The organism is Domibacillus enclensis (assembly GCF_900156125.1).
GTDB lineage: Bacteria > Bacillota > Bacilli > Bacillales > Domibacillaceae > Domibacillus > Domibacillus enclensis.
The window spans coordinates 43,590-54,786 of record NZ_FTLX01000013.1; the positions used below are offsets into that span (position 1 = coordinate 43,590).

General features: G+C 47.0%; 16 protein-coding genes and 1 rRNA gene. 16 read left to right on the forward strand and 1 reads right to left on the reverse strand.

The window, feature by feature from the left end; all coding sequences use genetic code 11:
* Positions 1–20: 20 nt before the first annotated feature.
* From infA to BW952_RS18130, 15 genes are all read left to right on the forward strand, one after another.
* Positions 21–239 (forward strand): translation initiation factor IF-1, encoded by a 219-nt coding sequence (infA, locus tag BW952_RS18060; protein WP_018395177.1) that lies wholly within the window; start codon positions 21–23, stop codon positions 237–239.
* A 38-nt stretch (positions 240–277) separates the two neighbouring features.
* Positions 278–391, forward strand: coding sequence for a 50S ribosomal protein L36 (gene rpmJ / locus BW952_RS18065; protein ID WP_000868344.1), 114 nt, complete (start codon positions 278–280; stop codon positions 389–391).
* A 23-nt stretch (positions 392–414) separates the two neighbouring features.
* Positions 415–780, forward strand: a complete 366-nt coding sequence (rpsM, locus tag BW952_RS18070; RefSeq protein WP_045851873.1) for a 30S ribosomal protein S13 — start codon at positions 415–417, stop codon at positions 778–780.
* Between the two features lie 25 nt (positions 781–805).
* Positions 806–1,195 carry a 30S ribosomal protein S11 gene (gene rpsK / locus BW952_RS18075; protein ID WP_045851874.1) on the forward strand — a complete coding sequence of 130 codons (390 nt, stop codon included), beginning with the start codon at positions 806–808 and terminating at the stop codon, positions 1,193–1,195.
* A 152-nt stretch (positions 1,196–1,347) separates the two neighbouring features.
* Positions 1,348–2,292: a DNA-directed RNA polymerase subunit alpha gene (locus BW952_RS18080; RefSeq protein ID WP_045851875.1), complete on the forward strand. Its 945-nt coding sequence runs from the start codon at positions 1,348–1,350 to the stop codon at positions 2,290–2,292.
* A gap of 35 nt (positions 2,293–2,327) precedes the next feature.
* On the forward strand, positions 2,328–2,720 hold the full coding sequence (rplQ, locus tag BW952_RS18085; protein ID WP_045851876.1) for a 50S ribosomal protein L17: 393 nt from the start codon (positions 2,328–2,330) through the stop codon (positions 2,718–2,720).
* A 271-nt stretch (positions 2,721–2,991) separates the two neighbouring features.
* A complete protein-coding gene (locus tag BW952_RS18090; RefSeq protein ID WP_045851877.1) occupies positions 2,992–3,831 on the forward strand; it encodes an energy-coupling factor ABC transporter ATP-binding protein in 840 nt (279 codons plus the stop codon).
* Positions 3,807–4,670: an energy-coupling factor ABC transporter ATP-binding protein gene (locus tag BW952_RS18095; protein ID WP_045851878.1), complete on the forward strand. Its 864-nt coding sequence runs from the start codon at positions 3,807–3,809 to the stop codon at positions 4,668–4,670. Before BW952_RS18090 ends, BW952_RS18095 begins: the two co-directional genes overlap by 25 nt.
* Positions 4,667–5,464: an energy-coupling factor transporter transmembrane component T family protein gene (locus BW952_RS18100; protein ID WP_045851879.1), complete on the forward strand. Its 798-nt coding sequence runs from the start codon at positions 4,667–4,669 to the stop codon at positions 5,462–5,464. Before BW952_RS18095 ends, BW952_RS18100 begins: the two co-directional genes overlap by 4 nt.
* A gap of 12 nt (positions 5,465–5,476) precedes the next feature.
* A complete protein-coding gene (gene truA, locus BW952_RS18105) occupies positions 5,477–6,259 on the forward strand; it encodes a tRNA pseudouridine(38-40) synthase TruA (RefSeq protein ID WP_045851880.1) in 783 nt (260 codons plus the stop codon).
* A 162-nt stretch (positions 6,260–6,421) separates the two neighbouring features.
* On the forward strand, positions 6,422–6,859 hold the full coding sequence (gene rplM, locus BW952_RS18110) for a 50S ribosomal protein L13 (RefSeq protein ID WP_045851881.1): 438 nt from the start codon (positions 6,422–6,424) through the stop codon (positions 6,857–6,859).
* 28 nt (positions 6,860–6,887) lie between these two features.
* Positions 6,888–7,280, forward strand: coding sequence for a 30S ribosomal protein S9 (gene rpsI, locus BW952_RS18115; RefSeq protein WP_045851882.1), 393 nt, complete (start codon positions 6,888–6,890; stop codon positions 7,278–7,280).
* A 98-nt stretch (positions 7,281–7,378) separates the two neighbouring features.
* Positions 7,379–8,068, forward strand: coding sequence for an N-acetylmuramoyl-L-alanine amidase CwlD (cwlD, locus tag BW952_RS18120; RefSeq protein ID WP_045851883.1), 690 nt, complete (start codon positions 7,379–7,381; stop codon positions 8,066–8,068).
* Between the two features lie 76 nt (positions 8,069–8,144).
* On the forward strand, positions 8,145–9,206 hold the full coding sequence (locus BW952_RS18125; protein ID WP_045851884.1) for an Mrp/NBP35 family ATP-binding protein: 1,062 nt from the start codon (positions 8,145–8,147) through the stop codon (positions 9,204–9,206).
* Positions 9,207–9,322: 116 nt separating this feature from the next.
* On the forward strand, positions 9,323–9,925 hold the full coding sequence (locus BW952_RS18130; RefSeq protein WP_045851885.1) for a KinB-signaling pathway activation protein: 603 nt from the start codon (positions 9,323–9,325) through the stop codon (positions 9,923–9,925).
* A 20-nt stretch (positions 9,926–9,945) separates the two neighbouring features.
* On the opposite strand, the gene BW952_RS18135 is transcribed toward BW952_RS18130, so the two are convergent.
* Positions 9,946–10,629 (reverse strand): polysaccharide deacetylase family protein, encoded by a 684-nt coding sequence (locus tag BW952_RS18135; protein WP_045851886.1) that lies wholly within the window; start codon positions 10,627–10,629, stop codon positions 9,946–9,948.
* A 383-nt stretch (positions 10,630–11,012) separates the two neighbouring features.
* Between BW952_RS18135 and BW952_RS18140 the strand changes: the two genes are divergently transcribed.
* Positions 11,013–11,197 (forward strand): 16S ribosomal RNA (locus tag BW952_RS18140); the annotation flags it as partial.

Consider the following 11,197-nt stretch of genomic DNA (forward strand, 5'->3'; position numbering starts at 1 on the left):
GTGAAGGGAGATGAACAAAAGTGGCGAAAGACGATGTAATTGAAATTGAAGGTACAGTCACTGAAACTTTGCCAAACGCCATGTTTAAGGTAGAATTGGAAAATGGACATACTATTTTAGCGCACGTTTCAGGCAAAATCCGTATGCACTTTATCCGTATCTTGCCTGGTGATAAAGTAACAGTAGAACTTTCACCGTATGATTTAACACGCGGACGGATCACGTACCGTTACAAATAACATATATGGCGCTCCGGACTATGAAGGAGGTTGGAGAAATGAAAGTAAGACCATCAGTTAAGCCAATCTGTGAGAAATGTAAAGTTATTCGCAGACGCGGCAAAGTTATGGTTATTTGTGAAAACCCTAAGCATAAACAAAAACAAGGCTAATATTAAAGGGAGGTGCACATTTTATGGCACGTGTAGCAGGTGTTGATATTCCACGCGACAAGCGTGTAGTTATCTCATTAACTTATATTTTCGGAATCGGCAGACCAACGTCTGAACAAATTCTTGATGAAGCAGGTGTTTCTCAAGACACTCGTGTACGCGACTTAACGGAAGATGAATTGAACAAAATCCGTGATATCGTTGACCGCTTAAAAGTAGAGGGTGACCTTCGTCGTGAAGTATCTCTTAACATTAAACGTTTGATGGAAATCGGTTCGTTCCGTGGTATCCGTCATCGTCGTGGTCTTCCAGTGCGTGGACAAAACACGAAAAACAACGCGCGTACTCGTAAAGGCCCGCGTAAAACTGTAGCGAACAAGAAAAAATAATTGGTAAAGGAGGCAGAATTAAGACATGGCTCGTAAACAACAAACTCGTAAGCGTCGTGTGAAAAAGAATATCGAATCTGGTATTGCTCACATCCGCTCAACGTTCAACAATACAATTGTCACTATTACAGACGTTCACGGTAACGCTCTATCTTGGTCAAGTGCAGGTGCCCTTGGTTTCAGAGGTTCACGTAAATCCACTCCGTTTGCTGCTCAAATGGCTGCTGAAACAGCTGCAAAAGCATCAATCGAACATGGTATGAAAACTCTTGAAGTAACAGTAAAAGGTCCAGGTTCAGGCCGTGAAGCAGCTATTCGTGCGCTTCAAGCAGCAGGTTTGGAAGTTACTGCAATTAAAGACGTAACTCCAGTGCCTCACAATGGCTGCCGTCCTCCAAAACGTCGTCGTGTTTAATCTTCCTGCATAAAGGAGAACTATTCCGGTTATAATGGAAAATTGACTGTTTTGATTCAGGAATTGACCACTTTTTATGATAAATCGGGAATGGTAAACATGGGGAATTTCGGGTTGCCGGAATTTCGACGTATTCAAGGAGGGAAAATGGAATGATCGAAATTGAAAAGCCAAAAATTGAAACGGTTGAGATCAGCGATGATGCTACGTTTGGAAAGTTCGTCGTGGAACCACTTGAACGCGGATATGGTACAACTCTAGGGAACTCCTTGCGTCGTATTTTATTATCTTCACTTCCGGGTGCCGCAGTAACAGCCATTCAGATTGATGGTGTACTGCACGAATTCTCAACAATTGAAGGCGTCGTAGAAGATGTTACGTCGATCATTTTGAACATTAAGAAGCTTGCGCTCAAAATCTACTCGGACGAGGAGAAGACGCTTGAGATCGATGTTCAAGGTCCTGGTACCGTAACGGCTGCCGACATTACTCACGATAGCGATGTGGAAATTCTAAATCCTGATCTGCATATTGCGACTTTAGGCGAAAACGCTAATTTCCGTATGCGCTTGACGGCACAACGCGGTAGAGGGTACAACCGGGCTGATCACAACAAAAAAGAAGATCATCCAATCGGCGTCATTGCGATCGACTCCATCTATACACCTGTATCACGCGTGAACTTCCAGGTGGAAAACACACGTGTTGGGCAGCTTTCAAACTTTGATAAATTGTCACTGGACGTATGGACAGATGGCAGCATCGGACCAAAGGAAGCCATTTCTTTAGGTGCGAAAATTTTAACAGAACATCTTAACATTTTCGTAGGATTAACAGATGAAGCACAGCATGCGGAAATCATGGTTGAAAAAGAAGAAGACCAGAAAGAAAAAGTCCTTGAGATGACGATCGAAGAACTTGATCTATCTGTGCGTTCTTACAACTGCTTGAAACGCGCTGGTATTAATACTGTTCAAGAACTTGCGAACAAGAGCGAGGACGACATGATGAAAGTCCGCAATCTTGGCCGTAAATCACTTGAAGAAGTTAAAGCGAAACTGGACGAGCTTGGTCTCGGCTTACGAAAAGAAGATTGATTGACTAAACGACATCAATAAAGGAGGGTATTTTCATGGCTTACAGAAAGCTAGGACGTACAAGCGCTCAGCGCAAAGCGATGCTTCGTGATTTGACAACTGATCTTATCATCAGCGAACGCATTGAAACGACTGAAGCACGTGCAAAAGAATTGCGCTCAGTTGCAGAAAAAATGATTACACTTGGTAAACGCGGTGATTTGCATGCCCGCCGTCAGGCTGCTGCATTCCTTCGTCACGAAGTCGCTTCTACAAAAGAAGTAGAAAAGAACGGCAAAACAGTTGAGCGTCCTGTTTACGCTTTGCAAAAATTGTTTGATGATGTGGCACCACGCTACACTGAGCGTCAAGGTGGCTACACACGTATTATGAAAGTTGGTCCACGCCGCGGCGATGGCGCACCAATGGTGATTATCGAGCTCGTATAAGCTCAGGTAAAACCGCGAACGGGGCAGAACAAAACGAACGTTGCTTTGTTTTGCCCTTTTTTCATACAACGATAAAGCGGAGCGGCGACTCTCGCTTATCGATTTACAAGGCTTAGAGCGTTACGATGGGCGTACCCCTTAAACGCTTCATGTGCGTCCCGTCTAGCTCATGCACCCCCTGCCACGCTGCTTTAGCGGCAAGAAGAGAATGATTTTCTTCGGTTCGGGGTGCGGGCTTTTTTTATTTTTGTCCAAAATAGGAGGAGATCCTGTGGGAGATTCCATTATTTCGATTGAGCGGGTATCATTTCAATATCCGGACCAGTCCGATTTTGCTTTAAAGGATGTATCGCTTCACGTACAGCGCGGGGAATGGCTGGCGATTGTCGGTCATAACGGATCAGGGAAGTCTACTCTGGCAAAGATGCTGAACGGCCTTCACTATCCGCAAGCGGGGCACGTCACAATAGGCGGTTTAGAGCTGTGTGAAGAAAATGTTTGGACTATCCGCGTAAAGCTTGGAATGGTCTTTCAGAATCCAGATAATCAATTTGTCGGCACAACCGTGCAGGATGATGTGGCTTTTGGGTTAGAAAACAGCGGTGTCGAACAAACGGTGATGAAGGAACGTGTGCTGACGTCGCTCGAAAAGGTCGGCATGGCTTCTTTTCTGAATCAAGAGCCGCACCATCTGTCTGGCGGTCAAAAGCAGCGGGTGGCGATTGCAAGCGTCATTGCGCTTCAACCGGATATTATTTTACTGGATGAAGCAACATCTATGCTGGATCCGCTCGGCCGCGATGAAGTGATGGAAACCATTCGTGAGCTCAAGGAGCGGGAAGGCTTAACGGTCATTTCGATTACGCATGATCTCGAAGAAGCGGCGAAAGCGGACCGCGTCATTGTGCTCAACAAAGGAAGCGTTTATACAGAAGGGACGCCGCAGGCCATTTTTCAAATGGACCAGGAGCTGCTGCAGCTTGGCCTCGGCGTGCCGTTTACCGTCAAGATGAGTCACCTTCTGGCAGAGGCGGGTTTGCAGCTGTCGAAGCGACATTTTAACGAAGAAGAGCTGGTGAAAGAGTTATGGACATTAAACTTCGAGAAGTAGAATACCGGTACGCGGCCGGAACACCGTTTGAACGACTGGCGATTACGGACGTGTCGTTTCATATTCCATCAGGCGAATACGTGGCGATTATCGGTCATACGGGCTCTGGAAAGTCAACCGTTCTCCAGCACTTAAACGTCCTGCTAAAGCCGTTAAAAGGGGAAATAGAGATTGGCCGACGCACTATCGTCGCCGGCCGAAAAGAAAAGAATTTAAAGGATGTCCGGCGGCGTGTCGGCATCGTCTTTCAATTTCCAGAGCACCAGCTGTTTGAGGAAACCGTGGAAAAGGACATTTGCTTCGGTCCGTTTAATTTTGGTGTGCCGATGGAGCAGGCGAAAAAACGCGCGCGTGAAGCGGTTCAATTAGTCGGACTGCCGGAAAGTGTGCTGGAGCGGTCGCCGTTTGAGTTGTCAGGCGGACAGATGAGACGTGTGGCCATCGCAGGCGTTTTGGCGATGAAGCCGGATGTGCTCGTTCTGGATGAACCAACAGCGGGGCTCGATCCGAGAGGCCGGCATGACATGATGGAAATGTTTTCGTCCTTGCAAAAGAAAAACGGGCTGACGTGTGTGCTGGTTACGCACAGCATGGAAGATGCCGCACGGTACGCTGATCGAATCGTGATGATGCATAAAGGGCGTGTATACAAAACAGGCACCCCTCACGACATTTTCAGAGACCGGGACAGCTTAACAGCGATCGGTCTTGATGTACCGGAAACAGTTCGTTTTCAGCGTTTAATGGAAGCGCAGCTCGGCCGTCCTCTTAGCCGTCTTTGCTTAACGCCGGAGGAACTGGCTGAAGAACTAAGCCGGATGCGGAGGGAAAGCCTATGATGGAGAAAATCATTCTGGGACGCTACCTCCCGGCCGATTCCGTTATTCACCGGATGGACCCGCGTGCCAAGCTGATGTTTATTTTCGGCTTTGTGCTGATTGTTTTTTTAGCGAATAATGTGGCGACATACGCACTGCTCGGTGCGTTTACACTTTTCGTTGTTTTTTTATCAAAAGTAAAGCCCCAATTTTTAATTGCCGGATTAAAGCCTGTAATTATTTTAATTTTATTTACGTTTTTTCTGCACGTGTTTTTTACGAAAGAAGGAGAGCTGCTGGCGGAGATCGGCTTTTTCACTATTTATAAAGGCGGGGTCATCAAAGGGATTTTTATTTCGCTTCGCTTTTTCCTCCTTATTTTGGTGACGTCTCTTTTAACGCTGACGACGCCGCCTATTTCGGTTACAGATGGAATTGAAGCACTCTTTGGCCCGTTGAAAAAAATCAAGGTGCCTGTGCATGAGCTGGCACTGATGATGTCCATCTCGCTGCGCTTTATACCGACACTGCTCGATGAAACGGATAAAATTATGAAGGCGCAAATGGCACGGGGCGCAGACTTTGCAAGCGGCCCGATTTTAGAGCGTGTAAAAGCGGTCATCCCGCTTTTGATTCCGCTGTTTGTCAGTGCATTTAAGCGGGCAGAGGAGCTCGCAGTGGCGATGGAGGCGCGCGGCTATAAAGGGGGCGAGGGACGGACGAAATACCGCATCCTCGCCTGGAAAAGCCGGGATACGGTCTCTCTCGTGCTTCTTGCTGTACTGGCAGCTGCTCTGCTCGTTCTGAGAAGCTAAGGAGGCGTATGCATGAAACGAATCAAATGTGAGCTTATGTACGATGGTTCACGCTTTTCCGGCTATCAGTCACAGCCAAGGGACCGGACCGTTCAGCAGGAAATTGAAAAAGCGCTCTGGAAGATTCATAAAAAAACATCTGTGAAAACACATGCCTCGGGCCGTACAGATGCAGGTGTACATGCGATGGGGCAGGTTCTTCATTTTGATACGCCGATCACGATGCCCGCAGAGCGCTGGGCCCGTGCGTTAAATGGCGAGCTGCCCGTGGATATATCAGTGAAGCAAACGGAAGAAGTGCCGGAAACGTTTCATTCCCGCTATTCTTCTGTTGGCAAGGAGTACCGCTACCGCATTTACCGCACGCCGTACCGCGATCCGTTCAGAACCGTATATGCGCACCATTATCCGTACCCGCTGGAGGTGGAGCGGATGAAGGATGCGGCGAAGTATATGCTGGGCGAGCATGACTTCACGTCGTTTTGTTCCACGAAAACGGATAAAGAAAACAAAGTCCGGACTGTGCATGATATTTCATTCATCGAGCAGGGAGACGATCTGGAAATCCGCTTTACCGGCAATGGGTTTTTATACAATATGGTCCGGATTATGGCCGGCACGCTGATCAAAGCCGGGAATGGACGGCTAGAACCGGCGGATGTAGCCCGGATTTTAGCGGCAAGGGACCGGAATCAAGCACCTCAAACGGCACCGGCGGAAGGATTATATTTGTGGAAGGTGCACTATCATTCAACTTTTTCGTGCCATCCAGTTCCAGGCGACTTGCACTTTTGAATAGACAACTTCACCAAGTGTTGCATTTTGTCTTGACATTAGATAACAAGCGGTATATTATAGCATATGGTATGTTATTTGACCCCACGATCAGCCCCGGAAAGTTAATCGTGATATAAATACATGGAACCGTAAAACATAAACAAATCAGGAGGGTAAACAATGCGTACGACTTATATGGCTAAAGCAAGCGAAATCGAGCGTAAATGGTTCGTGATCGACGCTGAAGGCAAAACATTGGGCCGTCTTTCAAGCGAAGTAGCTTCTATTTTGCGCGGCAAACATAAACCAACTTTCACACCACACGTTGACACTGGCGATAACGTAATTATCATCAATGCGTCTAAAATCGAATTAACAGGCAACAAACTTCAAGGGAAAATCTACTACCGTCACAGCATGTATCCAGGCGGTTTGAAACAAACAACTGCTGGCCAAATGCGTGATAAAAACCCTGAAAGAATGCTTGAGCTTGCAATTAAAGGCATGCTTCCAAAAGGTTCTTTAGGCCGTCAAATGTTCAAGAAACTTCACGTTTACGCTGGAGCTGAACATAAACACGAAGCACAACAACCAGAAGTTTACGAACTTCGCGGATAATTTTAATTATTAAAAGGAGGAAATGACATTGTCACAAGTTCAATACTTAGGCACAGGACGCCGTAAAAGTTCAGTAGCCCGCGTACGTCTCGTACCAGGCGAAGGTAAAATCATCATCAACGGCCGTACTGCTGAAGATTATATTCCATTCGAAGCGCTGCGCACTGTGATCAACCAGCCGCTCGTTGCGACTGAAACAGTAAACAGCTACGATGTACACGTAAATGTAAACGGAGGCGGCTACACAGGCCAAGCAGGAGCGATCCGTCACGGTATCGCCCGCGCTCTTCTGCAAGCTGACCCAGAATTCCGTCCAACACTTAAGCGTGCTGGCTACCTAACTCGTGATGCACGTGCGAAAGAACGTAAAAAATACGGTCTTAAAGGCGCTCGTCGCGCACCTCAGTTCTCAAAACGTTAATTTTTGGCGTTTTAAGCCCTTTTCCCTTTTTGGGAGAAGGGCTTTTTTTCATGCCTCCTGTTTGTTGCACATATAGTGTAGGGACGGGAGGCGGGCGAATGAAAAAATTCCTGCTGTTTAGTATGCTTGCGGCTATCGTTTCGTTGATCTATTTCGTTTACGCCGACGTGAAGCCTGCGTTTAATGCATGGCGGCCGCCGCTGTCCGGCATCACGGTCATGATTGATCCGGGGCATGGGGGCTTAGACGGAGGAGCGGGCAGCGAGCCTGTCCTTGAAAAGGACATTGCGCTGTCTGTGTCAGAAAAGCTGAGAGACTTTTTAAACGGGCAGGGAGCGGTCGTCATGATGACACGTGAAGAAGATACGGATTTGGCACAGAAGGAAACGAAGAGCATTCGAACGCGCAAAACCGAGGATTTAAATAAACGAAAGCAGCTCATTAATGAATCGAAAGCGGACCTGTTTATCAGCATTCATTTAAACGCGATTCCGGCAGAGCAGTGGCGGGGGGCACAGACCTTTTATTCACCGCACTTGCCGGAAAACGAAAAAATTGCGTCAGATATACAGAAAGAGCTGAAAGGAAACCTCGGAAATACAGACAGGCAGCCGGCTGAAATCGGGCACGTGTTTATTTTAAAAGAGGCCGATATCACGGGAGCGCTTGTGGAAATCGGATTTTTGTCTAATCCGTCTGAACGGCGGCTGCTCGAAAGCGAGGAGTATCAAGAAAAAACCGCCGCCGCCATTTCGCGGGGGATCCTCCGCTTCTTTGCCCGGGAGTAACCGTTTCCCATCCTTCTCCGAAACGTGTATGCTATACTAAATAACGAGAATAATACAGGTGAAGGATGGTGCTCCCATGATTACAGAATCGCAGGTGCGTGAAATCGTGAATGCCCTTGAAGACCCATTTTTACATAAAAAACTTGCGGAAACGGGCGGCATTGAAGAAATATCAATTAAAGAAGAAAAAAACCATGTCAGCGTCAAAATTGCGATTGCGCAAACCGGCACGCCCGAACAGCTTCAGCTGCAAATGCGGATTGTTAATTCACTAAAAGAAGCCGGTGTGGAAACAGTCGGCATCCGCTTCAAAGAACTGTCTGACGAAGCAGTGGCCAAGTTCCGTGGTGCAGATGCGGCAGGCCAGGATGAAAGCCTTTTGTCTCCCGACAGTGAGACCACCTTCTTGGCGATTGCCAGTGGAAAAGGCGGCGTCGGCAAATCGACGGTGTCTGTCAACCTGGCTGTTTCTCTTGCACGCCTCGGTAAAAAGGTAGGACTTGTGGATGCAGATATTTACGGCTTCAGCGTGCCGGATATGATGGGCATTACCACGCGGCCAGTCGTGCGCGGCGAAAAGATTTTTCCAGTGGACCGCTTTGGCGTAAAGGTCATTTCGATGGGCTTTTTTGTGGATGACAATGCGCCGGTCATTTGGCGCGGGCCGATGCTTGGCAAAATGCTGAATAACTTTTTCTCGGAAGTGGAATGGGGCGACCTGGACTACTTGCTCCTTGACTTGCCGCCGGGCACAGGCGATGTAGCGCTTGATGTGCATACGATGCTGCCGCATTGTAAAGAAGTCATCGTTTCAACACCGCATCCGACCGCCGCGTTCGTTGCTGCCCGTGCCGGTGCGATGGCCCTGCAAACAGATCACGAAGTAGTAGGAGTCATTGAAAACATGGCGTATTTTGAAAGCAAAAACACGGGCGAAAAGGAATACATTTTTGGCCGCGGCGGCGGGGACAAGCTAGCGGATGAATTGCAGACAGAAGTGCTTGGGCGTCTGCCGCTTCAGCAGCCGGACTGGAACGAAGAAGATTTTGCTCCATCCGTTTACGCAGAAGATCATCAGCTCGGCACGATTTATCAGGATATCGCGAAAAAATTGGACGAAAAGCTATCATCGAATTAAAAGCTCCCGGGCACAGTCCCGGAAGCTTTTTTCATTGAAAGACAAAAAATGTCCATAGCGAATGAAAGCGCATATTGGTACAATCTAAACAGAAGAACAAACAGGAGGATTTTTGCGTGGGTATACGAAATTGGATCCGCTTTTTCACACATACATTATTGATCGGCGGTGCTGTAGCTGGTATTTTAGGCTTTATTATCCGCTGGAATGAGTTTTCGCCGTTGTTTGCAAATGGAGAATGGAAGGAAGTCCTGTCCGTTTTAACCTGGCTGATCGGTGTTGGCTTTACATTCAGCGTCATCAGCCAAATGGGCTTTTTTGCGTATTTGACGATTCATCAGTTCGGTCTTGGCCTGTTTCGGTCGTACTGGACCTTTATACAAATTGCCCTCATCGTGGTTGTTTTATTCGACCTTGTTTATTTTCGCTTTAAAGCGTTCAGCAACGGAGAAGCAATTGGCTCTTACTTGATCCTGGCCGCCATATTACTCATTTTCGGTTTGATAACAGCCTACATAAAAGCGAAAGGGAAAAGCAAAAATGTATTTGTCGCCGCTCTTTTCTTTATGATTGTTGTCACCACACTAGAATGGCTGCCGGTTTTGCAGGCAAATGAAAACAGCTGGCTGTACTTGATGCTGTTCACCCTGCTCCCATGCAACGCTTTTCAATTGCTTATGCTGCCTAAATACAATCAAAAAACCTCGAAAGCGGGATAATCCCTGCTTTCGAGGTTTTTTCAAGGAATGTATTCGATGCGCGTATCATTGCCGGCCAGTTCAGACAAGCTGACCGCTTTTTCTTTTTTTGCCAGGATCGACAGCCATTTTTCAGTCACACGCAGGTCTTCCTCGGGATTTAATAAAACGATGTCGCCCTTTTTCATATTGCGTATAAAGTCAGAAGGAGGCCGTTCGGCTAAATCCACGCTCCATTGTACGGTCAGCAGTCCGAGTGAGCTGCTGGTTTCTGGCAAGCCGCCCATTTCTTCAGCGGCCCGTACATAAAGTACCCTCTCCATGCCATACGCCTTCAGCCTTTTTTGAACAGCGTTTATTTCTTTTTCGATTTCCCCGGCATCTGAAGTGTCAGTGAGCAGGACGCCGATATCAAATGCCCGTTCTACTAAAAGTTTTGCCGTTTTAGGATGTTGATCAAGCCAGGAGGAGGTCACAAAAAAAGAAGCTGTCATATCGTGCTTCATAAAGAGCCTGGCCCATTTTCCGGCATTCGTTTCGGTGTCGTCTACATTCACAGTCAGCGCCACGTTCGTGCTGCCCTTGTAAATGGCGGCAGGCGGGCCGACGAATGATACAACGGGCTGTTCAGGAGGAGGGGGAATCGTAATTAAAAAAAAGATAGCAGAAAATAGAAAGAGCAACATCCATTTTAGTTGTTTTATTCGGATAAATAACCAGGGCATCGCTGCATCAGCTCCCGCTTTTTTTATGGTTTGAGAAATTATATGAAAAAAAACGAGAAAAAGAAGAAAAAGTATTGACCTTTTGTTCTAAGGCGTGGTAAATTAAATCTTGCCCGTTACGAAACACACATGAGTGAAAAACATTTTAAAAAAAGATGTTGACATTCAAAACGGACAAATGATATTATGTAAAAGTTGCTGTGAGCAACATATTGAACATTGAAAACTGAACAAAATCAATAAAAACGTCAACGTTTTAAGTTTTAACTTCTTATAAGAATACACCCCGTATTCTTATAAGAAACAAGAGTTAAGGAACATCGGTTAAGATCGCAACGTCCTGTTGCAACACCGATGTCAGCACATCCTGTGCAAGCAAACACTTTTTGGAGAGTTTGATCCTGGCTCAGGACGAACGCTGGCGGCGTGCCTAATACATGCAAGTCGAGCGGACTTGACGGAGCTTGCTCCGTTCAAGTTAGCGGCGGACGGGTGAGTAACACGTGGGCAACCTGCCCTGCAGATTGGGATAACTCCGGGAAACCGGGGCTAATACCGAATAATATAG